This window comes from Amycolatopsis sp. WAC 01376 (assembly GCF_003947415.1).
Taxonomy (GTDB): Bacteria; Actinomycetota; Actinomycetes; order Mycobacteriales; family Pseudonocardiaceae; genus Amycolatopsis.
Map to the genome: position 1 here is coordinate 903,628 of NZ_QHKL01000002.1, position 23,288 is coordinate 926,915.

Below are 23,288 nucleotides of genomic sequence, written 5' to 3' on the forward strand. Positions count from 1 at the left end.
CGTGGTCTCCTACTCCGTACACGTACCGTTCCTGCCTGCCGACATCGACCGCATCGCTCCGCTCATCTCACTGGTGAACCGAGCTCGCTCCCGTCTCTGGCTCGGCCAGTCGGTGACCGTCGAGCCACACCAGTTGTTCGCCTATTTCGCCGGGCGCGGCATGCGCGTGCCGGTCGGCACCAGCGTCACGCTCATGCCACTGCGCAACCCGTTCGAGGCCGCGGTGCAAGCCCGATCACTCGCCCAGCTCACCGGCCACCCTGTCGTCGCGGGATACGGCCCCGGGCCCGCAGGGTTCCAACGTGCCCTGCTCGGATCCGCCTACCGAAGTCCGCTCACAGCGACCAGGGAATACCTAACGTCGATACGCAGCCTGCTCAACGGCGACACAGTCACCCTCGACACCGGATACACACGACTCAACGCCGCGCTCCCGTCCATGCCACACCCACGAGTCGAACTCGGCCTCGGCGTCCTGCGCGCCGGCATGGCCCGCCTGGCCGGCGAGATCGCCGACGTCGCCATCACCTGGCTGTGCCCCCCGGACTACCTGCGCAACGTGCTGATCCCTGAAATCGCCCTCGCGGCCGCGGCGGCGAACCGGCCGATGCCCCGCGTGGTCTCGGTCGTGCACATCGCCGAACGCAAACCGAAACGCGACCCGGTCCAGCTCGCGCGCACCGTCTGCGGACCACATCTGCAGTCCGCACACTACGTCGACATGTTGGGCAAGGCCGGAATCCACATCGACCCGGCGGATCCGGAGTCCGGAGCCCGCGCCCTCGTCGACGCCGGAATATTCCTGACCGGCACAATGCCCGAACTACTCAGCGGCCTTTCGGCCTACCAGTCAGCCGGAGCCGATGAAGTCGTCCTAAATCTCAGTGCCGTCGGCGCCCATCGCGGTGCGCAAGTCGCCCTACGAGAAATGGAATTCCTCCTCACCTCAGTGGAAGCGTTGAGGCCCGGCTCTTGGTGAGCCGGGTTCTACCGGTGATGAACAGCGCCCATCGCCTTCCACATTGCACTGGTCTGAAGTGGTGACAACGCTCGACGGACGGATTCCGTACCGCCTCGGGAGAACCGAGGTTCAGTGCCCGCATACCCTCAGTCGCCAGCGCCGCGTTAATCGGATCGGTGGGCCCTATACGTGCCGAGAAATGGATCCGTTCAGGTCAAGGGTCATGGGCGGGTGACCGCTCGCGGTCCGGCATGATCGCGTCTCGTGCTGGTTCGCTTCGTCTATCTCGCCGTTGTCCACGTGTTCGCTGTGTTGCGGCTACTGTCGATGACCGACCGCGAGAGGGACGTCGAGATCCTTGCCCCTGCGCCACCAACTGACCATCTTGCAACGACAACTCGGTGACCAGCGCTCGCAACTTCGGCCTGAGGACAGGATGTTCCTTTCAGCGTTGCTGGTGCCGCTGGCGCGCGGGGTGTTGCGTCGGCTTCGGCTTGTGGTCAGCCCGGACACGGTGCTGCGGTGGCATCGCGATCTGGTGAAACACCGTCATGCCCGCCTGAGCGTGAATCGTGGGCCTGGGCGTCCGCGTGCTGCCTCGCATGAACGCGATCATGGAACGCTGGGTGAAGACGCTGCGGGCCGAATTGCTGGACCGCATGTTGATCTGGAACGAGGCTCACCTCCGGCATGCGCTTCGCGAGTACGAGCGGCACTACAACCAGCATCGAACCCACCGGTCGCTGGCCGCCGCGGCGCCCCTGCGAGCCCGACCCCAGGCCCTTGAACCCGACCGGATCGAACGCCTCGTGATACGCCGGCAGGACCGACTGGGCGGAGTCCTCCATGAGTACATACAGGCCGCTTGACCTGCACGGACGTAATTTTCGGCACCCACAGGGTGGGAGACCGGCCAGTCAGCGCCGAAGACCAACTCCTCGGAGGGCCTCGTCGCACTCGACGCGAACACTGTCCTCGTCCTGCGTCAGCACATCGCGTGTCAGGGCGCGGACAAGGTCCGGCTCGGTAGCGAGTGGGTCGACAGCGGTTTGCTGTTCACCCAGCCGGACGGGAGCCCTCTGCATCCGGCCGATGTCACCGAGCGGTTCTACGAGATCGTCCGCCAAGCCGGGCTGCCGCCCATCCGCTTACACGACCTTCGGCACGGCGCCGCCACGCTCGCCCTCGCCGCCGGTGCCGATATGAAGGTCGTGCAGGCCATGCTCCGGCACTCCTCGATCACCGTGACCGCCGAGGCCACGGCCAAGCTCATCCCCAGGAACTCCACCCGACAGCTCGGGCTCGTCTCGGGCGCGGATCAGACCACAATGGACAGTAAGGAAGTGGAAGAAATGCATCCACATAACACAAAGCCCCACGTCATCGAAATCGAAAACGTGGGGCTTGAGAGTGCGCCATCAGGGACTCGAACCCCGAACCCGCTGGTTAAGAGTCGACACCTTGGCGTGTCGGATGGTGTCGAGTGATGCCGGACAAGACCTTTTCGTCTGGTCGGAACGGCTTTAGTAGACCTCTTGGTGTCGACAAATGTCAATGAGTATCGTCCTGTCCGTGCGCTCTCGGGCTCGCCTCGGGCTCGCAGGTGTCGGGTTCTGTCGTTGAATCCGTCGGGGTCAGGGTGCTTCGCCAGTCTGAGTCCAGCCTCTTCGTACGGTTGCGGGGAGCGGAACTCGGGCTCACCGTTGGTGTCCGTCGCGACTGGTCGACCTACCTAGAAGCCCGCGCGACCGACAGCAGCACCACTGACCCGGCCTCGGAATAAGTGCCCTCCACAAGTAACCGCAGTCGCCAATCAGGTCTGGTCGCGCAGTTCGGGTCGTGCCCGTCAGGACTCAACGGTGCGCGTCCGCCAGATCGTCGAGTACCGACGCCGCACGTACGGCGCCGTCACCGGGTGACCATCGGCTCCACTCGGTGCCACCGTGCATTTTCGCCCGCTCCAGCAAACGTGGCCATTGTTCCGGCTCGGGCCAGTCTGACGTGACGACAGCAATGTCGGCCTGGTGAAGCATCGCAGCGGTGGCATGCTGCTCGTCGTGCGGTCGTTCCTGGGGGATCACTACGGCGGGCCGTCGGGCTGCGGCTACCTCGGCGAGCGCGTTCTGGCCAGCGTGGGTGACGACAACGTCGGCGGCGCTCAGCCTGGACCAGACGTCGTCCACCCAGCCGTGCCAGGTCAAGTTGGGCTGATCCGCCGCACCGGGGGCGAGGGGCCCGAGAACATCCCAATGCCATTCGGCGGTGGCCGCAGCAGCAGCACCGATGTCCTCGACGCTGATGTCCAAGCCACCTGAGCCCCACAAGGCGAGGACTCGCCGGCCAGGTTCGGGCGCGGCTGGGGGCTGGCCGTCAAATCGCGAGAGGGCACCCAAATGGACGGTCTTGTCAAGCCATCGCTGAGGCCACGTCGAAGCCGCGAAATGGGGCCATGGCGCCAGCAGTCGCTCGGCGAGATCATAAGCGAGCCGGTGCGGTCGGTCGTCGCGGTCACCTGGCTGGGCGATGACGACGACGGGAATCCCGTGCAGGCGCGCAAAGACCGACACTTCGACTGATACGTCGACGACCATGACCCGGATCTCGCCCTTGGCGAGCTCCTTCCCGATGAGTCCCATCCGGTCACGCAGTCCTGCGTGACCGCGGGGAACCCAGTGCAGCGTTCCGCCTGCGGTGATATCGGTAGCTACGGAGTCGACGGCGTCGTCGGGAAGCTGGATCCATCGGCCGGTCCACCCGGTCGGCTCCGGCTTGGTGGAAAAGCCGATGACCGGAGTCTTTGTCTCGGCGGCGATCGCGGCAGCTCGATGGATGTGGCCGGCGCCAAGGTGATGTGCGTAGTAGCCGATCATTCGCCGAGGACTGCGTCGCTAGTCAAGTCCTCGGCCAACAGTTTCCGCGGGGAGGATTCGCGCCACAACAGGAACAGCGCGACAGTGCCCAAGCTGATGAGAGTGGAAATCACGCCGGCGATGATCAGGAGGGCGTGTCCTCGGATCAGGGACCAGCCGACGACCAAGGCCACGAGCGAGCTACCCATGAAAACCGACCGGACACCCCAGTACCCGAGCATGCCGAACCGGAGCGGATTCCTCCGGACGAACCCTTCCCAGCCCAATGCCCCGTTCCCACGGTGTGGTTCGAAGTCTTGCGAAAGGTACAGGGCGCACCGGCTGATCGCATGCGCGTGATTGAGCCAAGTGATGCCAAGGATGAGTGCCGGCACAGGGTAGACGAAAGCCAAGCCGGAACTTTGCGTCTGGACGGCCACACCGAGCACCGCGCCTACGGTCACCACGGCAAGCGAAACAAGCTGTGACTGGAGCTCGATGAGTTTGATGATTTCCGAGCGCAGGCCCACATATTCCGCCACGACCAGCGCGTCGTGACCGGGAGCGTCGGCGTCCGGATCCCTGTCGACATCTGTCACTCGATCACCCTAGCCCAGCTGTTCCGATGCCGTGCCTGGCCGAGAACACCGGACAGCGGCGAGACCACGTAACCGAACCGATCGGGTTCCTGTTCACCAATCGGCACCGCGGGCCACTGAGTCCTGGCTATGTGACACACACCTTCACCCGGCTGGTCGCCGAGGCGGGATTGCCGCCGATCCGGTTGCACGACCTGCGGCACGGCGCGGCCAGTCTGTCGCTGGCCGCGGGCAACGACCTCAAGGTCGTGCAGGCAATGCTCGGGCACTCCAGCATCGTGCTCACCGCCGACACTTACACCAGCGTGTTGCCCTGCTTGGCTCATAGCGCCGCAGAAGCAACGGCGGCGCTAGTGCTAGAGGCGGCTCGCAGCACTGCGACCTCATTGCGAGGCCATGGAGGCCGGAAACAATCCCGACGACGCAAAGGAAGCCGTGGTCGAGGCAAGAAGGCCAAGAAATAAGGGGCGGCGCGTACGGTCTCATTCGGACCCACGCTGGTCCCATCCATGATCAAAGCCCACCGGCAAGATCCGCTTAAGCGAGAAATCCTCAGATGGGCTTCGGTTCAGAACTGTGCGCCATCAGGGACTCGAACCCCGAACCCGCTGGTTAAGAGGGTGTCGGATGGTGTCAAGTGATGACGGACAAGACCTTTTCGTCTGTTCGCGGCGCATCCGCGGTGTCGGGGTGTGTCGCCTGGTGTCGGTCTGTTTCAGACCTCTCGGGCGCGGCTCGGGCTCGGCCGTGCCGGACTCTGTCGCCGTGTGGCGCAGGTCAACCGAGCTGATCCTGGTTCACGGTCCCTACTCGTCTGCCAGGAGTGCCAGCTGCTCGAAGAGCGGAGCCAAACGGTCTGGACGCTGGTTAGCGTTCCAGTCAGCGTCCAGCGCTATCCCCATCGTTGCGAGGTGTTCCTCCACGTGAGCGATGAATTCGGCGGCGGATGGCTTGTCTCTTAGCGCTTCGTGCACGACGGTATGGGCCGCCTCGCGCCGGAGACCCGCGGACATGAGACTCACCACGGTGGTTTCCGACAGTGCTGACGGGTATGCGCCAACCAGCGTGTCTGACATCTGGGTCGTTTTGACCACAAGTTCCTTGGCCAGCGATGTCGACGACAGCAGGATGTGTTCCACTACCGCCGCCGCGTCCGGCAGGCAGATCCTTTCCACTGAGCTGTGCGATATGTCGCGTTCATGCCACAGGGCGATGCCTTCCATGACCGGCACGACGTAGGAGCGGGCAACCCGGGCAAGACCGCAAATCTTCTCGGCTGTGATGGGGTTTCTCTTGTGTGGCATGGCTGAGGAGCCGACTTGTCCGCTCGTGAATCCTTCCGCCAGTTCGTCGACCTCAGTTCGCTGACCGTGCCTGATCTCGAGCGCGAAGGTTTCGCACACCGTTGCGAGCAGAGCGAGGGCACAGATCCACTCCGAGAGTCGGTCACGCATGACGACCTGGGTGGCGACGTCCACCGGCTCGAGGCCGAGAAGGTGGGCGGCGTGGCGTTCGACCTCCTGGGATACGTGGGTGTAGGTGCCGGTCGGGCCGGAGACCTTGGCCTTGGCGATCTCCTCTCGTGCCCTCGTCAAGCGCTTTCGTGCCCGGTCGGCCGCGAGCGCGAGATCGGCGACACGATGACCCCAAGTGTCCGGGACAGCGTGCATTCCATGCGTCCGTCCGACTCGACTGGTGTTGCGATGCTCGATGGCGTGTTTCGCCAAGGTCCGCACCAGGTCAGCGGTGCGCTCCAGCAAGATGTCGGATGCTGCGGTCAACTGGAGTGCGAGGCCGGTATCCACGATGTCTGAGCTGGTCAGGCCCCGATGGACCCAGCAAGCTGCTTCGTCGGGCATAGTCTTCGTCCAGGCATCGAGGAAGGCGACGACATCGTGCTTGGTCTGTGCCTCGGCGGCCTTGACATCGGCTGCTGCCGGAGTGGGCGCATCGCGCGCCGCACGCGCCGCGGACATTGGTGCTTCCCCGAGTGCGACGCGGGCGTCGAGCACAGCGAGCTCCACTTCTCGCCAGCCGGTGTACGAAGCTTCCGGCGCCCAGAGCGACCGCATGTGCGAACTCGTGTACCGGTCGAGCACCCTGACCTCCTGCCGGGAACACTGAAAATTCTGCCTGAAATCCTGCGGCGTGGCCGATCGAGGGGCCGGTTCACAGGTGTGGCAAGGTGTCCCGCATGATTCGGCCGAACGAGGGAACGCCCCCCGAAGCTCAGCATAGTTTCGCCTCGCGAGCTGTCGCAGAGTTCCACAGCGTGTTCCGGCTTCCGATGACCGCGAAGCCGACTGTGGAGGTAGGGGACGAGCTGGCCAAACTCAGGGTGGACTTGCTCGTCGAAGAGGTAGGTGAGTTCGCCGACGCCACCAAACGCGAGGACCTGTTCGCTCTCGCGGACGCGCTCGGAGACATCGTCTACGTCGCGTACGGCGCGGCATTGACCTACGGAATCGACTTGGACGCAGTGCTCGCCGAGATTCACCGGTCCAACATGAGCAAGCTGGACGAGCACGGACAGCCGATCTTCCGGTCGGACGGCAAGGTTCTGAAGTCATCGTCGTACAGTCCGCCAGACATGGCTGGCGTTCTCTCTCGTCAAGGCGCTCTTCCTGTCGCGTTGCCGTCGACGGACAAGCCGAGCTTGAAGTGAAATCACCCGATGTGGTGGTTCTTCGTCCTCTGAATGACTGGTCGCCTGGGGCTACGTCGCTATAGTCGGTGAATGCCTTCGACGGATGCAGGCACCGGGTGGACCAACCCCTCAGTGCTGCGTCTGGCGAACGGAGCGGACCCACTCGAGGTAGCGGGGCAGCTCGCGAAGCAGGTCACCGCGGCCGCAGTAACGGAAGGCCTCGACGGGCCTCCATTTGACCCCTTCGCGCTGGCGGAGCTGCTCGGACTGTCATTGCGCGCTCGGGCGGACGTCTCAGATGCCCGGATCCGCGCCGATACCGTCGGGGTCAGGTCGACCCCGCGGAGTCCACTGCGTGAGTTCATCGGCTCATCTGCCCCGCTTGTCGTCGAGTACAACCCGACCCGACCCCGTGGCCGTCTTCGCTACAGCGTTGCCCACGAGATCGCCCACGGCTTGTTCCCCGACGTGGCTGACACGGTCAGACACCGGACGAGCACCGGTGCGCTGCCGGGCTATGCCGTCGACGACGCTTGGCAGCTCGAGTTGCTGTGCAATTTGATCGCCGCCGAGCTGTTGATGCCGGAGGAGGCCGTGTCAGGCCTCATCGACGTAGATCCGGACATCGATTTCATCATGGAGCAACGACGCAGGTTCGACGTGTCGACTGAGGCTCTCCTGCGAAGGCTCACGACGGTGTCGGATCGCGAGTTGGGATTGGTAGCGGCATCTCGGATCCAGGATCGGCCGGAGTCGGAGCTGACCGTCGAGTACTTCGTACCCTCGGTTCGCTTCGCGCCGCGGATCCGGCAGCGGGTTCACGTCCCTGTCACCAGTGTGCTGAGCAACTGTCTCGCGGTCGGACAGACGAGCCGTGGTGCCGAATCGATCGACGGCCAGGCGCTGCGTGTCCAAGCAGTAGGGATACCGCCGTACCCAGGACGAGTGCTGCCACGCGTGTTGGCTCTGGTGGAACCGGAGTCGGCCGCCCAACCAGAACAGCGGTTCGAACGTCGTACGGGCGATGTCAGCGAACTCGACAACAGTGCCGATCCTGTCCTTATAGCGCACGTTGTCACCGACTCGGCGCGAACGTGGGGGCGGCGTGGTGTCGCAGCGTCACTGACGCGGCGGTTCCCGGATGCGGCTCGGGCGTTCCGTTCATGGGCGATCGCTGACCCGGACAACTTGACCCTGGGCAATGTCCACTTTGCTGCCCTGCAGGTAGGAGAGAAGGAGATCTTCCTGGCTAGCATCGTCGCACAGCGCGGATATGGACCAGGTGTGTCAACTCGTTTGGACTACGGAGCGTTGCGGCAAGGCCTCTACGCTGTGGCTCAGTACGGTGCAAAAAGAGGGGTGGCCATCCACCTCCCACGCATCGGTGCGGGCCAGGCTGGCGGACGTTGGGACGAGATCGGCAAAGCCATTGAGGGCACTCTGGTAAAAGCTGGTCTGCGCGTAGTCGTCTATACGATGCCATCGCAGCCCACCGAGCGTGATGTATGACCAGCTCCGAACTACGTGGGCGCCTGCGATGACTGTGCCGAGCAGACTCGTGGTCATCAGCGGTCCGGTGGGGGCCGGAAAGTCGACTCTGGCCGCACGGATCGCCCAGCTGCACGAGGCCCTGCACATCCGAACTCACGACCTCATGGAAGAACACGCGCTCGCTTACGGTGATGGCCTGGCGGCCGAACGGCGCGCATTTCAGGAGTACGGGGATCGGCTGGACCAGCAGACCCAGGGAGGCTGGGTCGCCGAAGGTGTCGCGAGGAGCCTCGACGAGGCTACCCGTTCTGTCTCGCCGTCCGAGCTCGTGATCATCGACGCGGTTCGTGAGCACAGGCAGGTTGAGCGGTTGCGCGAGGCGTTTGGTGCCCGCGTTACGCACGTTCATTTGAAGGCACCGCATGGCGTCCTGGCGAAACGATACCTCGATCGAGGGAACAGCAGTGGCATGGTCGAACTGGCTTCGTACGACGAGGTTGCCAGCAACCGGACAGAAGCTGCGGTATCAGATCTAGAGGCTGATGCCGACTTGGTGATCGACACTGATCGGAACTCGGTACGAGACGTGGCGACTCGTGTCGCTGCCGGCCTCGGTCTCTACGCCTCGCGCGATGACCGCCTTGTAGATGTTCTGATAGGTGCTCAGTACGGCAGCGAAGGTAAGGGGAACATCGCCTTCTACCTCGCCCCAGAATACGATGTCCTGATGAGGGTCGGGGGGCCGAACGCAGGACACAAGGTCCCCCTTCCCACGCCTTACACTCACCGTCTCTTGCCATCCGGAACCCAGTCCAACATGGACGCGGCGATCGTGATCGGACCGGGCGCGACACTAGATGGCGACCTCCTGCTGAAAGAGATCGCCGAATGCTCGGTCGACGTCGACCGACTGTTCATCGATCCACAAGCGATGATCATCGAGCAGGAGGACCTGGACACGGAACAGAGACTCGTCACCGGAATAGGGTCGACTGGAAAAGGCGGAGGTGCGGCAGCTGCTCGCCGTATCCTGGGGCGAAACGCAGACGGGGTATCGACGCCCGTCCGGCTGGCGCGCGACACACCGGAGCTCAGGCCGTACTTGAAGCCGAGTTTCGACGTCCTCGATCGAGCGTTCGCTCGTGGCCAGAGGGTGTTGCTCGAAGGAACGCAGGGGACGGCGTTGAGCATCTTCCATGGTCACTACCCGCATGTAACCAGTCGCGACACCACGACCGCGGGAACTCTCGCGGAAGCCGGCATCGGATCCCACCGTCTCCGCCGCACCGTGATCGTCGCACGCACATACCCCATTCGAGTGAAGAACCCCGAAGGAGCGACTTCAGGTCCGATGTCGCAGGAGATCAGCTGGCAGGACATCGCCGTGAGATCCCAAGTTCCGCTAGACGAACTTCTGCGTCAGGAGAAAGGCTCGGTGAGTCACAACCAGCGTCGTGTCGCGGAATTCGATTGGGATCTCTTGCGTCGTGCTGCCGAACTTAACGGCGCCACCGATGTCGCGCTGACGTTCACGGACTACCTCGACGTGCGAAACCGAGAGGCAAGGCGGTATGAGCAACTGACACCGTCAACGATCGAGTTCGTGGAAGAGGTGGAGCGGGTGGCCGGTGTGCCGGCCTCGTTGCTCGGAACTCGGTTTGATGTACGGAGTGTAATCGATCGACGGCGGTGGTGACTCCAGATGCTTGCTGATGACCTTATAGCTCGATATCCCATCGTGTATCACATGGCGGAGAACGGGACCTGGCCATCGATACGCGAGCGTGGGCTGTTGAGCACCAAGGCGCTGGTCGATCTCTATGAGCCTGATGCCGACACTGCAGAAGCGATCCTCACCAGGGTTCGTAAGAAGAGTGTAACCATCGAGAGTTCGCAATACGGTCGTTCGGTAATTCGTGATCAGCTCCCGCTGAAGTTTTTGGACCAGTGTCTGCTTCCCGGTACGTCGCCACTGCAGTTTCTCGACGCGCTCAACGGCAGGGTTTTCTTCTGGTTGAATATCGAAAGACTGCAGAAGCTTCTCAACGCTAGGCAATATCGCCACAAGCAGCAGACTGTCCTGCACGTTGACACGGCGGAGTTGATCGCTCGCTACGGCGACCAGGTTCAGCTGGCGCCGTACAATACAGGCAGCATGCATGTGCCAAACTCGCCTCCGCGAGGTGTCGGCGTGTTCGTAGACCTGGCAGACTATCCCTATGATGAGTGGGTTGAAAAGCGTCGCCGCACTCGTGTTGACCCGGTCGTTGAGCTGACCGTGCCGTATTCGGTGCCTGACATTAGGGATTTCACAATTCGCGTCGAACGCTGGAAAAATGGTTCGCCTGTGGAAACTCTATGTCAGAAAAACGCATAGGCTTTGAGGTAAAATATCTCGTCTACGCGTTGGTTGCTACGTCTGCGACGCTCTGTCTGTCGAGTTGTTCTGCGGGACTCATAGGTGGGTCCCGTCTGCAGGGTTGAACTCGGCGGCGCACGACTTGCATTGCGATCAGACGCTGGCCCAGGACGGTCTCGGCGGTCGCCGCCGCTGCCGTGGTGGTCCACGTGTGGGAGAAGGCGAAGTCTTCTGGCGGCCTGGATAGACTGAGTGGCGGAGGAAGGAACAGGTTTGGCCGTGCGGGCTGGAAAGTTTGTCCTCCGCGGGTTTGACGCCCCGACAAGTCGAGGCCCTCTGCGAAGCCCCAACGGCCGAAGTAAACGCCCGTAGAGCGAACGCGGAGCCCGAAGACCGCCCGCGGTCGCAGGACGATGTCAGCCGTGTGGCGGACGTTGTCGGGATGTATGGGAATCGATGGGGCGAGTTCGTGAGTCCTGGCGTGCGCGGCCGATGGAAATGCTGGCCCACCCATGCTCGCTCTGGTGTTCGCAGTCGTACTGGGCAAGGTGAGTGACAGCGAGTTGCGGTCGAGCCACGGCTATGCGGGCGGCGTCGCGTGACGTGAGATGCGCTTCACCTGCGAATCTGTTGCTGAGAGGAGGTTGGTTGTCAGTCACGGTTGAGTCTCGTTCTATCACTGCTTGTAGCAGCCATGTTGTGGCGAGCGAATTGTGTGGTGATCGTGCTCGGTGGCGGAGTGGAGGCGAATCGTGGCGCGAAGCAGGGCGTTTTCGATCTTTTTGTTGAAGGATGGATTCGACGCGACGACCGCGCTGAAGGACGACAACCCGTTGATCGAGTCGGTTCCGGCGAGCAATTTGCCCGTTGGGGCGACGTTGTTCGTGTTGGATGGTCCGGCTCGACCGCCATGGTGGAAGTCGTACTTCGGGGTGCAGCGGGAGCTCTTTCAGGCGAGCAAGGGTGCGTTGGTATTCGTGCCAATCGCCGGGCGGGTGTGCGTACTCGCATTCGGCCATGTCTCGCACAATCTGCGCGACGAGTCCTACGAGTACGACTTCGGGATCAAGGTCACCCTGAACTGTGTGGACCCGCAGAAGCTGAAGAACACCGACACGTTGGAGCCAGGCTCGGCGCGACGGCAGCGCACTCAGCACGCAATCGAGACCGAGCTGACCTACTTCGACTTCGACCAGGACAGCTCGGTGTTGAAGAGCATCACCGGTAAGGTCAAGGACGAATACGCCGATGTGGTCAAGCACGCCACCGGGGCGAGCAGCCTGAGGGTGAGCACCCCGGTCACGTCGGCGGACTTGACGGATCTGTGCGAGCGGATGCTTGTCCTGTATGCCGACGAGTCCTACATGGAGTCGTTCCCTGACATCCAGAAGATCGTCCCGGTACGCGACCCCGCCCACGTGTCGGCGTTGAACCGCCAGTTGCAGCAGCAGATCCGCGTCCAGGCGGACAACATCTACCTGGCCGTGCCCGACATGATCGACTACGGCCACGATAGTGACAGCATGTACGCGACGTTCAGCGGCTGCGGTGGTGGCGACCTGTGCTCGGATGTGGCGATTGAGCACTACTACGACTATCTGGCCGCCAACGGCGTCGCGGTGTCGGCGTTGACCGTCGAGCAGCTCAAGGCGCACCGGCTGCACCTGGTAAACGAGCACGGTGACGCCCGGGACAGCCACCCGGTGTTCAAGTCGCTGCTGTTCGACACCAGCCTGCCGGGCAGCGACGCGGCGTTCTACCTGAACGAGGGCAACTGGTATGAGGTTGACCGCGACTATGTCAACCGGTTGCGGACCAGGCTGGACCCGTTCTGGTCGGAGCTGGCGTTCCTCGATGACTGCAAGCACCACCTGGAGGCCGACTACAACGAGGAGATTGGCACAAAAGCAGGGTTCGTATGTTTGGACAAGACGAACGTGAGCCGGAAAGGGCAGACTCAGATCGAGCCTTGCGACGTGTTCACCGTTATCGGCGGCCATGCAGTGTTGATCCATGTGAAGATTTCCACCGCATCGAGTCAGCTCAGCCACCTGTTCAATCAGGGTGCGAACTCCGTGGAGCTGCTCAAGAGCGACGACGATGCGCCAGGCAGGCTGATCAAATGCCTGCGGGAGAAGAGGAAGAGCACCGACGACATAGACGCCCTGGTCGCTTCGGTCGAGGACGGCGACTATGAGGTGGTGTTCGCGATCATCACGGCGAAGGACCCCGACTGGAAGGCGCTGAACCTGCCGTTGTTCTCGCGCATCAGCCTGGCCCGCAATGTCAGAGTCCTGCGCCGGGTGATGGGTGTGCCGGTGAGCTTCGGCTTCGTCAAAGACGTGTCGCCGCCGCAGCCACCCAAACCGAAGACCAAGAAACCGGCTAAGCCGCGAGCATCGAAGAAGGGCACGCTGAAACCCTAACGGAACGTTAAGATCTGCGAAGTATGGTCTGTCTGGAGAAGGCAGCACATCGCGGTGACGTGCTGCCGGATTCGATGAACGCTAGTCGGCTACGCCGCGGAAGCCTCGGAGATAGTCGAGGTTTGCGCGCCACGTGGTCGTGGAGAATTCCAGTGCCCGTGTTCGCGGGTCTTGGTGTCACGAGCGAGTATGTTTTCGGGGCAAAGAAACACTTCTACGCAGTCGTCGTTGTTGATACTTCTGCTAGCGACGACGGGCTCGATCCGAGCCGGGTCGCCGGCGCGGCCTTCGAGTCCCAGGGGCGATCCTCATACGCTCGCCCCGATAGCCGTAGGGCGCCGTCCGGTGTTGAAACCGGCGCGAACCGGTTTCTCGGATGCGCGGCGGGCATGGGCGAGATTCGTCGTGCGATAGTCGCGCAACACATTGCTTCGGATCTGCGCCGCCCCGTTTCGGCGACGGCGCCCGGTTCGCTGGAGTCTGCCATAGGCGGCTTAGATGGAGTCTTCGTCCAAGTGCGCGCATCGTTGGTGAGTCAGTGTTCTCGGTGGACGGAGGAATCATGGCGAAGCGATCCGGTGGACGGGTGTTCAAGCGGTGCGGGTGTGCCAATCCGGCTGATGGTCGGCGGTGGGGTTTGCATTGTCCGAGGCTGAGCGAGCGCGGCCATGGGCGGTGGTATTTCACGGTTGAGTTGGCGGCCGGCCGGGACGGTCGCCGTTGTCGGTTGCAGCGCGGCGGCTTTGCTTCTCGGGCCGCGGCGGAACGTGCGCGGGGGTTCTGGCTGGGTGATGACGTGGATCCTGGGCGGGCTTTGGTGACGGTGGGTCAGTGGCTGGATGTGTGGCTGGCGACCAGGAACACGCTGCGGCCGTCGACAAGGCGGCTTTATGGACAGTTGATCAGGGACTATCTGCAGCCGCAGCTGGGCGGGCTCACAGTGTCGGAATTGAGCATTGGCAAGGTGCAAGCCGCCTTCACTGCGTTGTTGCGGGCCAACGAGGTGCGGTCGAGGCCGCTGTCGCCGACCACGGTGCAGCGGATTCGTGAGGTGTTGCGAGCTGCGCTCAACGGTGCGGTCCGGCGTGGATTGATCACGAGCAACCCGGCACGCTGGGTGGAGTTGCCGTCAGCGCGTCGCCCTCGTGCCGTGGTGTGGACAGACGGCAGGGTCGAGCTGTGGCGCAGGACGGGGGAACATCCTCCGGTCGCGGTATGGACGGCGGAACAGACCGCGAGGTTCCTCGAGCATGTCCGGGATCATCCGCTGTACCCGCTGTATCACGTGGCGGCGCTGCTGGGGCTGCGGCGCGGGGAGGTGGTCGGCCTGCGGTGGTGCGATGTCGATCTGGCGAACCGGACGGTGTCGGTGGTGCGGCAGCTCGTTGAACGAGATGGCCGGGGCGTTTGCCTGCCCAAGACCGACGCCAGCTGCCGAACCATTGCGTTGGACCGCGGTACGACGTCGCTGTTGCGCCGGCTCGCCCGGCGCGACCCGGATGGGGATTGGGTCTTCTCCCATGATCAGGGTCGGCCGTGGAGTCCGAGTTACGTCTCACATACCTTCCGGAGGCTGGTTGGCGAGGCCGATCTGCCGCCGATCAGGTTCCATGACCTGCGGCACGGCGCGGCCACGCTGTCGCTCGCGGCGGGTAACGAGCTGCGGGTGGTGCAGGCCCTGCTGGGGCATTCCAGCATTGTGCTCACCGCCGACACCTACACCAGCGTCCTGCCCTGCCTGGCGCAGCAGGCGGCGGATGCGACGGCGGCGCTTGTCCGGCGCGCCGGGTACCAGCGTGGCGCCAAGATCAACCAGGTGGTGGTGCCCCGGCAGCGCGGTGGGTCACCGCGGGCGCGGCTGGTGGCGGTCGGTGACTGAATCGGGGTGACACGTCGGCTGCACCCAGGCTGCACATACGATCAAAGCCCACCGACGGTACCCGGAAATCCGGGATAAAACCGTTGGTGGGCTTTGATTTCTTACTGTGCGCCATCAGGGACTCGAACCCCGAACCCGCTGGTTAAGAGCCAGCTGCTCTGCCAATTGAGCTAATGGCGCCTGCTTGTCCGCCGCTTTGGTGTTCCCCTCGGCGACGTGGAAAACATTAACACAGGGTTGCTGGGGCCCGTTTCAGGGGGGTCCCCTTGCGACGGGCCGGGACGTATTCGGCCATCCGGCCGCGGGCGTTGCGGCCGGTCAGGCAGACTATAGCCAGACGTTGGGGTTGGTACCACGCGAAACGGGCGGTGTGCATGAGGGTCTGGGGAGCGACGGGGCGGTCGCGGGTGGCTGTGGTGGCTTTGGTGGCCGGGTTCACACTGGCCGCCTGCAGCAGTACACCGTCGGGTGAATCGCCGTCTCAGGGTGGTGCTCCCGGCGGCTCGCAGCAGAGTGGAGCGCCCGCGCCGGAGCCGAAGGCCGCCGTGGTGACGCTGACGCCGGCGCAGGGCGCGGCGAACGTGGCGCCCGGTGAGCCGGTCGTGGTGGCTGTCGCCGACGGCAAGGTGGGCGAGGTCAAACTGACCGGCGCCGACGGCAAGGTCGTCGCGGGCAAGCCGAAGGAAGACGGTTCGGGCTGGGAGTCGGCGGAGCCGCTCGGCTACGGCAAGACCTACACCGTCACCGCGGCCGCGACCGGGACCGACGGCAAGCCGGTCACCTCCACCTCGACGTTCTCCACGGCCAAGCCGGGCCGTCAGATCGGTGTCTCGATCAACCTGGTCGAAGGCGAGACCGTCGGCGTCGGGCTGCCGTTGATCTTCACCTTCACCGCCAACGTGCCGGACAAGGCGGCGGCCGAGAAGGCGCTGAAGATCGTCACCGAGCCGCAGGCCGAGGGCGCGTTCCACTGGTTCGGCGAGAAGACCGTGATGTGGCGGCCCAAGGAGTACTTCAAGGCTGGCACGAAGATCTCGGTCAACGCGGCGATCTACGGCAAGAACCTCGGCAACAACACCTTCGGCCGCGAGGACAAGCCTGCCAAGGTGGTCGTCGGCGACAAGCTGGTCGCGACTGCGGACGGCGGCACCCACCAGATGAAGGTCGTGGTGAACGACCAAGAGGTCAAGCAGATGCCGATCTCGATGGGCAAGCCGTCGAGCAGCACCCCGGCCGGGACCTACACGGTGATGAGCGAGCACACCGGGTACACGATGGACTCGAGCACCTACGGCGTGCCGACGGACAGCAAAGCCGGCTACCGGACGTTCGTGAAGTACGCGGTGCGGATGTCGAACAGCGGCATCTTCTACCACTCGGCGCCGTGGTCGGTCGGTTCGCAGGGCAAGCGGAACGTGAGCCACGGCTGCATCAACCTGTCGACCGAGAACGCCCAGTGGCTGATGGAAACTTCGAAGAAGGGTGACATCATCACCGTCACCAACTCGGGCCCGCAGGTGCTGGAGCCGACCGACGGCTGGTCGGTGTGGCAGATGTCCTGGGACGACTGGAAGACCGGCGGCGACCGGAACTGACCCGTTTGTCATGAGGGGTCCTGTCAGGACGGAATCAGTCCTGACAGGACCCCTCATGGCGTTCCGGGCGGCAGGGTGCCGTAGAGGTACTCCCATTGCGTCTCGCCGCTGGTCTTGTAGCGGCACTTCTGGTACTCGAGTTCGGCGAGGTACTTCTGAGACTGGGCCTTCGTGCAGTTCGGGTAGCCGGGTTCGCAGCGCCACGGTGACTTCTTGGCCGATGTGGCCGTCTTCGCGGGCTTGGGCGGCTCACCGTCACGGCCACCGTCTCATGGCATCCTCCGCGCGAGTTCCTTCCTGAACTCGCGTGAGCGCCACGCCGTGTTACCGGACCCCCGAAAAAGCGAAACCCCAGCCTGGCGGAAGTACCGGCCAAACTGGGGTGATGGGGTGAGCGACGGGTTTCGAACCCGCGACCTCCTGGACCACAACCAGGTGCTCTACCAGCTGAGCTACGCCCACCATCGCCGGGCTCGGGAAGCTTCCCCATCACCTCGGCCGCACTATATTAGCGCGCCGGTTTCCGGGGCTCGCAACGGGTTACCGTTGGTGGCGTTCCTGCACTTCAGCGGCCGCGGCCTTGGCCTGTTCGGTGGTCGGGCCGGGCTGCGGGACGAAGGCGGCGCGACGGTAGTAGTCGAGCTCCCAGATGGATTCCTTGATGTCGGCGAGCGCGCGGTGCGCGAGGCCCTTCTCGGGCTTGGCGTAGTAGATCCGCGGGTACCAGCGCCGGACGAGTTCCTTCACCGAGGAGACGTCGACCATGCGGTAGTGCAGGTGCGCGTCGAGAAGGGGCATGTCGCGGGTGATGAAGCCGCGGTCGGTGGCGATGGAGTTGCCGGCGAGCGGGGCGACGTTGGCCTCGGGCACGTGTGCGCGGATGTACTCGAGGACCCGCTGCTCGGCTTCTTCCATGGTGACCGTGGAGTGCCGGACCTCTTCGGTGAGGCCGGAGCGGGCGTGCATTTCGCGGACGACCTCCGGCATGCCGTCGAGGGCTTCGTCGTCGGCGTGGATGACGATGTCGACGCCTTCGCCGAGGACGTTGAGCTCGGCGTCGGTCACCAGCGCGGCTATTTCGATCAACGCGTCCTTGCCGAGGTCGAGCCCCGTCATCTCGCAGTCGATCCAGACTAGGCGGTCGTTCACCCCGGAACCCTAACCCGACCCGGGGATTCGTGGCGCGCGACGTGCGGGTTCGGCGCGTTGCTGGCAGCGTGTGCACCCTCAGGTGAGTCATGTCACAGACCAGGGGAGCGACAGTGGCCGAACAGGGTCCAGCCCAGGAGATCGCGCAGGGGTACGTCAGCGAGGGTCCGGCGGTCGAACTCGGCGCCGTCGTGATCGACGGCAAGGCCGACGCCGGCGCCGCGGTCCGGCTGCCGCTGGCGACGCTGAACCGGCACGGGCTGGTCGCCGGCGCGACCGGTACCGGCAAGACGAAGACCTTGCAGCTGATCGCCGAACAGTTGTCGGCCGCGGGTGTGCCGGTGGTGCTGGCGGACGTGAAGGGGGACCTGTCGGGGCTCGCCGCGCAGGGCGAGGGCAACGACAAGGTCGCCAAACGCGCGGAGGAACTGGGTGATTCCTGGGAGCCCGCCGCGTTCCCCGTTCAGTTCCTGTCGCTGGGCACCGGCGGCAAGGGGTCGCCGATCCGGGCGACGATCACGAGTTTCGGCCCGATCCTGCTGTCGAAGGTGCTGGGGCTCAACGAAACCCAGGAGTCGACGCTCGGCCTGATCTTCCACTGGGCCGATCAGCGCGGGTTGGCGCTGCTGGACACGAAGGACCTCCGCTCGGTCATCACGCATCTCACGAGTGACGAGGGCAAGGAGGACCTCAAGGGCATCGGCGGCGTTTCGGCCGCGACGGCCGGGGTGATCCTCCGGTCGCTGTCCAATCTGGAGGCTCAGGGCGGCGAGGACTTCTTCGGAGAGCCCGAGCTAGACGTCCACGATCTGATGCGCGAGGTCGACGGCAAGGCGATGGTGACCTTGCTGGAGCTGGACAACCTCCAGTCGAAGCCCGCGCTGTTCTCGACGTTCCTCATGTGGCTGCTGGCCGAGTTGTTCGAGGAACTGCCCGAAGAGGGTGACCTCGACAAGCCGAAGCTGGTGTTCTTCTTCGACGAGGCGCACCTGTTGTTCAACGACGCGTCGAAGGCGTTCCTGGAACGCATCGAGCAGACCGTGAAGCTGATCCGCTCCAAGGGGGTCGGCGTGTTCTTCTGCACGCAGCTCCCGACGGACATCCCGAACAACGTCCTGTCCCAGCTGGGCGCGCGGGTGCAGCACGCGTTGCGTGCGTTCACGCCCGAGGATCAGGCGGCGCTGACGAAGACCGTGAAGACGTACCCGAAGACGAAGCACTACGAGCTGGACTCGGCGCTGACGTCGCTCGGTATCGGCGAAGCGATCGTCACGGTGCTTTCCGAGCGGGGCGCGCCGACGCCGGTCGCGTGGACACGCCTGCGCGCGCCGCGGTCGAAGATGGGGTCCATCGGCGCCGAGGCCATCGCCGCGGCGACGACGTCTTCGGATCTGCACGCGAAGTACGCCGAGACGATCGACCGCGAGTCGGCTTACGAGAAGCTCGCCGCGAAGGTGGCCGTACCGCCTGCCGGTGAGGCTCCGCCCCCGGCGGAAGCGCCCCCGGCGCCGAAACCGGAGAAGGAGAGCCCGGGCATGGTCGAGCAGGCGATGAAGAATCCGGCGGTGAAGTCGTTCTTCCGCTCGGCGGCGAGCGCGCTCGGACGGGAGATCACCCGCGGTTTGTTCGGGAACCGGAGGCGATGAGGAATACCTGACGCGTTCTGTCAGGTATGTCCGGCAGGCTGCACGGCATGACCAACACCGCGACAGCGTCGTTCACTGTGGACGGCTGGGAGCCGCAAGCCACCGACAAGCCCGAAAGCACCGAGTTCTCCCGGGTGTTGCTGACCAAGACGTTCACCGGTGACGTCGAAGGGACCAGCGCCGTGGAGATGCTGACGGCGGTGAACGGGACGTCGTCGGCGTACGTCGCCTTCGAGCGGTTGGCCGTCACCGTCGACGGGCGTAAGGGTGGCTTCGTCCTGCATCACTCGGCGGGGGAGAACGGCCACCACCTGATCGTCCTGCCTGGCTCCGGTCACGGTGAACTGGCGGGCCTCACCGGAACGGCGGAGATCGTCAAGGACGACGAGGGCAACCACACCTTCACCCTCACCTACGAACTCTGAACGCGCGTGAAGGACTCCTCCCCCGAAGGAGTCCTTCACGCGCTCACCGGCTGGGCCGCCCCCTGACGCGGTCCAGACGGCAGGGTCAGCCGACGATCTGATCGACGATCTTCTTGGCATCGTTGATGGGGATCGCGAAGCCGATCCCGATGCTGCCGGTCGAGGCCGGGTTGTACAGCGCCGAGTTGATGCCGATGACGTTCCCCTGCGCGTCCACCAGCGCCCCGCCCGAGTTGCCCTGGTTGATCGGTGCGTCGGTCTGGATCGCGGTGTAGCTCGGCCCGGCTTCGTTCGTGGTCCTGCTGTAGGGCGAACGCCGTTCCTGGCCACTGCTCAACTCGTCGAGCTTGCGGTTCAGGGCGCTCACGATCCCGGTGGTCACGGTGTTCTGCAGCCCGCCGGGCGAGCCGATCGCGACGACCTGCTGGCCGACGGAAAGCTTGCTCGAATCGCCGAGTGAAGCCGGCGTCAGGCCGCTCGCGTCCTTCGCCTGGAGCACGGCGATGTCGGCCTTCGTGTCGGCGCCGACCACGCTCGCCTTGTACTGCTTTCCGTCCGACAGCGTGACGGTCACGTCGCCCTGGGCGTCGGCGACCACGTGGGCGTTGGTGAGGATGCGCCCGTCCGCCGTCAGGATGACGCCGGAGCCGACGGCCTCACCCTGCGCGGTGGTCACGTTCACCTGGACGACGCTCGGGGTCACCTTCGCGGCGACGCCGCTGACGTCACCCGAAGTGTTGTTCCCGACCAGTTGCCCGTTGGCGACCGCGGACGAACCCGTGCCCGATGCCGACGACGTGGAGCCGAGCCCCACGATCGCCGCTCCGCCGACCCCGCCGAAGAGTGCGGCGGCGAGCGCCGTCGCGGTGACGAGGACGGCGACCCGGCCGCCCTTCTTACGGGGTGCGGGAGGCTGCGGGGTGAAGAGCGGATTCGGCGCGGCCTGCCAAGGGGTGTAGCCGGGGTACTGCTGCTGGTGCGGCGGCTGGGGCCCACCGGTGGAGGCGGGGCCGGGCCGACTCTCGTTCTCGGTCATGGAACAAGATTCGCGCCCGTACTTGTGAGCCGCCTGTGGAAAACCCCAGGGCTTTCCTGAGAATCTCAGTCGAAGAAAGCCGGCACGTCCAACGCTCCGCCCGATGCCTCGAACTCCTCGTGCACCGCGGCGCGGAGGTTCGCGTCGGCCAGGTAGTCGACGGCGGTCAGCGCCAGCCCCAGTGCGCCGTCGACGACCGCGCGATCGCCGTCCGGCGAACCGGCCGCGGCCGCGAACTCCTTGGTGTGCAAGGCGGTCGTCGGTCCGGCGATGGCGATCATCGGGTGGATCGCCGGCATCCGGTAGGAGAGGTTGCCGAGATCGGTCGAGCCGGTGAGGAATTCGGGCACGATCCCCGGCGGCAGCGGTTTGCGGCCGGCGTCGACCTGATGCACCGACCAGCGTCCGGCGAGGGTGGTGTTGAACCGGATCGGCAGATACGCGGGCTGGGCGTCCCACTTCAGTTCGACCCCGCAACCGGTCATCTCCGCCGCGCCGCGCGCGATCGCCGAAACCCGCTCGGCGAGGTCGCGCAGCGTGTCCGGTTGCGCGGAGCGGAGGTAGAACAGCAGCGCAGCGCGTTCGGGGACGACGTTCGGCCGCGCGCCACCGTCGGTGAAGACGCCGTGGACGCGGTCGCTGGAGGGCAGATGCTGCCGAAGAGCCGCGACGCCCTGATAGGCCGCGACGGCGGCGTCGAGCGCGTTGCGGCCCATGAACGGCTGAGCCGAGGCGTGCGCGCCGACCCCGTGGAACACCATTTCCAGCTGCCGCCTGCCGAGGAACGGGTGCATGGCGATGTCGTGGCTGAACGGATGCAGCATGACCACGGCGTCGACGTCGTCGAAAACGCCCGCGCGGGCCATCGTCTCCTTGCCGCCACCGCCTTCCTCCGCCGGCGTGCCGATCAGTGAGACCCGGCCGCCCAGCCGTTCGGCGACCGCCGCCGCGCCCAGGAAGCCGCCCGCGCCCGCGGTGCAGATGACGTTGTGCCCGCAGCCGTGGCCGAGCCCGGGAAGGGCGTCGTACTCGGAGAGGACGGCGATGTGCGGACCGCTGCCGGGGGTGGTCGCGACCAAGGCGGTGTCCAGTCCGCCCGCGCCGATCGTCACCTCGTGGCCGTGCCGCTGGAGCAGGTCCGCGAGTGCCCGGACCGAGCGGTGCTCGGCGAAACCCTCTTCGGGATGAGCGTGCAGGTCTTGGCTCAGCCCCACCAGTTCCGCCGTCAGCGCGCGGATCTCGGTGCTGACGGCGTCTCGCGTGGCGGCGTCCGCGCCGTCGTGGGGCGAGCCGAGGGGGTCGGCCGCGGCGACGGCGCCCGCGGTCGCTTCGACCAGCGAACGGAGGTAGCCGTCGTCGGGGGGAATCGGCGAAGCGTGCTCAGAGCGGATCATTTCCGGATGTTAACTCCTAGCTCCGCCGTGACGATCTGCGTGACACCGGAGTACCGCTCGTCGACGTGGTCGAAGCCGCGCCGGAGCAGTTTCGCCGCGATCTCACCGCGGTCGAACATCCGCTGCCCGCTCAGCCTGCCGAGGACGGTGTCCGCCAGCCGCATCGGCTGATCGCTGTGCCGGGCACTGGTCAGCATCACCAGTGAGCCGCCGGGTTTCAGCACGCGGGCGAACGAATCCAGCGCCGCGTCCGGATCGGCGAACATGTGCAGCGCGGCGAAGCAGCAGACGGCGTCCACAGTGGAATCATCGAGCGGCAGGTCGACGGCGTCGGCGCGAAGATAGGCCACCGTCGGCGGATTCGGAGCGGAGAGCGCCTTTTCCAGCATCGTGACCGAACCGTCGAGTCCGATGGACAGCCCGTCCGGGCCCACCGCTTCGCCGAAGGCACGCGTGAACCGGCCGGTGCCGCACGCGACGTCCAGTGAGACCTGGCCGGGACGCAGGCCGAGCGCTTCGATCGCGATACGGACCTCGTCCGCCATGGTCGGGCCGTTCAGTCCTTTCGCGACCCTGCCCAGCGTCGGGCGCCAGTACCGCTCATAGATCATCGGCACCGCGGAGGTGCGCATCAGCCGCTGCGCGAGTCCGGTCGGCGGCCCCGCCTGCGGGATTTCTCCCAGCAGGTCAAGGAAATCCTTCGGAGTGGCGGTGGGTGTGGTGCCCGGCCGCAGCAGGCTTTCGAGACGTTCGCGATGGTCCGGCATGGCTGCTCCCTTCACGGTCTTCACCGGAGAATCTGCCATGACCGGCCCGTTCGCGACATTCCCGC

At 65.0% G+C, this 23,288-nt stretch carries 20 protein-coding genes and 2 tRNA genes; 13 read left to right on the forward strand and 9 right to left on the reverse strand.

Going from position 1 to position 23,288, the window contains the following annotated elements; translation table 11 throughout:
- The first annotated feature begins 1 nt into the window (after position 1).
- The 3 genes from DMH03_RS13580 to DMH03_RS13590 all read left to right on the forward strand — a co-directional run bounded on the left by DMH03_RS13580 (position 2) and on the right by DMH03_RS13590 (position 2,448).
- Positions 2–979 (forward strand): LLM class flavin-dependent oxidoreductase, encoded by a 978-nt coding sequence (locus DMH03_RS13580; RefSeq protein ID WP_125792342.1) that lies wholly within the window; start codon positions 2–4, stop codon positions 977–979.
- Between the two features lie 584 nt (positions 980–1,563).
- On the forward strand, positions 1,564–1,830 hold the full coding sequence (locus DMH03_RS42300; RefSeq protein ID WP_199748853.1) for an integrase core domain-containing protein: 267 nt from the start codon (positions 1,564–1,566) through the stop codon (positions 1,828–1,830).
- Positions 1,831–1,953: 123 nt separating this feature from the next.
- On the forward strand, positions 1,954–2,448 hold the full coding sequence (locus DMH03_RS13590; RefSeq protein ID WP_233611534.1) for a tyrosine-type recombinase/integrase: 495 nt from the start codon (positions 1,954–1,956) through the stop codon (positions 2,446–2,448).
- A 366-nt stretch (positions 2,449–2,814) separates the two neighbouring features.
- Here DMH03_RS13590 and DMH03_RS13595 read toward each other — a convergent pair whose 3' ends face one another.
- Positions 2,815–3,831 carry a glycosyltransferase gene (locus DMH03_RS13595; RefSeq protein WP_125792344.1) on the reverse strand — a complete coding sequence of 339 codons (1,017 nt, stop codon included), beginning with the start codon at positions 3,829–3,831 and terminating at the stop codon, positions 2,815–2,817.
- Positions 3,828–4,409: a hypothetical protein gene (locus DMH03_RS13600; protein WP_125792345.1), complete on the reverse strand. Its 582-nt coding sequence runs from the start codon at positions 4,407–4,409 to the stop codon at positions 3,828–3,830. The genes DMH03_RS13595 and DMH03_RS13600 overlap by 4 nt, the downstream gene beginning before the upstream one ends.
- A 26-nt stretch (positions 4,410–4,435) precedes the next feature.
- Between DMH03_RS13600 and DMH03_RS13605 the strand changes: the two genes are divergently transcribed.
- Positions 4,436–4,873 (forward strand): tyrosine-type recombinase/integrase, encoded by a 438-nt coding sequence (locus tag DMH03_RS13605; RefSeq protein ID WP_125792346.1) that lies wholly within the window; start codon positions 4,436–4,438, stop codon positions 4,871–4,873.
- Between the two features lie 342 nt (positions 4,874–5,215).
- Here DMH03_RS13605 and purB read toward each other — a convergent pair whose 3' ends face one another.
- The gene (gene purB, locus DMH03_RS13610; RefSeq protein ID WP_199748854.1) at positions 5,216–6,508 is read right to left on the reverse strand and encodes an adenylosuccinate lyase; all 1,293 of its coding nucleotides are present in this window, start codon (positions 6,506–6,508) and stop codon (positions 5,216–5,218) included.
- A gap of 95 nt (positions 6,509–6,603) precedes the next feature.
- Between purB and DMH03_RS13615 the strand changes: the two genes are divergently transcribed.
- From DMH03_RS13615 to DMH03_RS13645, 6 genes are all read left to right on the forward strand, one after another.
- Positions 6,604–7,074 carry a MazG nucleotide pyrophosphohydrolase domain-containing protein gene (locus tag DMH03_RS13615; protein WP_125792347.1) on the forward strand — a complete coding sequence of 157 codons (471 nt, stop codon included), beginning with the start codon at positions 6,604–6,606 and terminating at the stop codon, positions 7,072–7,074.
- Between the two features lie 72 nt (positions 7,075–7,146).
- The gene (locus tag DMH03_RS13620) at positions 7,147–8,565 is read left to right on the forward strand and encodes an ImmA/IrrE family metallo-endopeptidase (RefSeq protein ID WP_125792348.1); all 1,419 of its coding nucleotides are present in this window, start codon (positions 7,147–7,149) and stop codon (positions 8,563–8,565) included.
- Positions 8,566–8,614: 49 nt separating this feature from the next.
- Complete coding sequence (locus DMH03_RS13625) at positions 8,615–10,243, forward strand: adenylosuccinate synthetase (protein WP_199748855.1); 1,629 nt, start codon at positions 8,615–8,617, stop codon at positions 10,241–10,243.
- Positions 10,244–10,339: 96 nt separating this feature from the next.
- On the forward strand, positions 10,340–10,924 hold the full coding sequence (locus tag DMH03_RS13630) for a hypothetical protein (RefSeq protein ID WP_125792350.1): 585 nt from the start codon (positions 10,340–10,342) through the stop codon (positions 10,922–10,924).
- Between the two features lie 734 nt (positions 10,925–11,658).
- The gene (locus DMH03_RS13635) at positions 11,659–13,332 is read left to right on the forward strand and encodes a DUF6119 family protein (RefSeq protein ID WP_158633081.1); all 1,674 of its coding nucleotides are present in this window, start codon (positions 11,659–11,661) and stop codon (positions 13,330–13,332) included.
- Between the two features lie 562 nt (positions 13,333–13,894).
- Complete coding sequence (locus tag DMH03_RS13645) at positions 13,895–15,211, forward strand: site-specific integrase (RefSeq protein WP_158633082.1); 1,317 nt, start codon at positions 13,895–13,897, stop codon at positions 15,209–15,211.
- A 107-nt stretch (positions 15,212–15,318) separates the two neighbouring features.
- On the opposite strand, the gene DMH03_RS13650 is transcribed toward DMH03_RS13645, so the two are convergent.
- Positions 15,319–15,391, reverse strand: a tRNA-Lys gene (locus DMH03_RS13650).
- 194 nt (positions 15,392–15,585) lie between these two features.
- On the opposite strand from DMH03_RS13650, the gene DMH03_RS13655 reads away from it, so the two are divergent.
- Complete coding sequence (locus tag DMH03_RS13655; RefSeq protein WP_199748857.1) at positions 15,586–16,806, forward strand: Ig-like domain-containing protein; 1,221 nt, start codon at positions 15,586–15,588, stop codon at positions 16,804–16,806.
- A gap of 386 nt (positions 16,807–17,192) precedes the next feature.
- On the opposite strand, the gene DMH03_RS13660 is transcribed toward DMH03_RS13655, so the two are convergent.
- Both DMH03_RS13660 and orn read right to left on the reverse strand, forming a co-directional pair.
- A tRNA-His gene (locus DMH03_RS13660) sits at positions 17,193–17,268 on the reverse strand.
- A gap of 78 nt (positions 17,269–17,346) precedes the next feature.
- Entirely contained in the window at positions 17,347–17,955 is a 609-nt protein-coding gene (orn, locus tag DMH03_RS13665) for an oligoribonuclease (RefSeq protein WP_125792353.1), read from the reverse strand.
- A gap of 113 nt (positions 17,956–18,068) precedes the next feature.
- Here orn and DMH03_RS13670 point away from each other — a divergent pair, with 113 nt between their 5' ends.
- The gene (locus DMH03_RS13670) at positions 18,069–19,601 is read left to right on the forward strand and encodes a helicase HerA-like domain-containing protein (protein WP_125792923.1); all 1,533 of its coding nucleotides are present in this window, start codon (positions 18,069–18,071) and stop codon (positions 19,599–19,601) included.
- Between the two features lie 47 nt (positions 19,602–19,648).
- On the forward strand, positions 19,649–20,026 hold the full coding sequence (locus tag DMH03_RS13675) for a DUF3224 domain-containing protein (protein ID WP_125792354.1): 378 nt from the start codon (positions 19,649–19,651) through the stop codon (positions 20,024–20,026).
- A gap of 85 nt (positions 20,027–20,111) precedes the next feature.
- On the opposite strand, the gene DMH03_RS13680 is transcribed toward DMH03_RS13675, so the two are convergent.
- From DMH03_RS13680 to DMH03_RS13690, 3 genes are all read right to left on the reverse strand, one after another.
- Positions 20,112–21,062: a S1C family serine protease gene (locus DMH03_RS13680; RefSeq protein WP_125792355.1), complete on the reverse strand. Its 951-nt coding sequence runs from the start codon at positions 21,060–21,062 to the stop codon at positions 20,112–20,114.
- Between the two features lie 65 nt (positions 21,063–21,127).
- Positions 21,128–22,456: a M20 family metallopeptidase gene (locus DMH03_RS13685; RefSeq protein ID WP_125792356.1), complete on the reverse strand. Its 1,329-nt coding sequence runs from the start codon at positions 22,454–22,456 to the stop codon at positions 21,128–21,130.
- Entirely contained in the window at positions 22,453–23,223 is a 771-nt protein-coding gene (locus DMH03_RS13690) for a class I SAM-dependent methyltransferase (protein ID WP_125792357.1), read from the reverse strand. The genes DMH03_RS13685 and DMH03_RS13690 overlap by 4 nt, the downstream gene beginning before the upstream one ends.
- Positions 23,224–23,288: the final 65 nt, after the last annotated feature.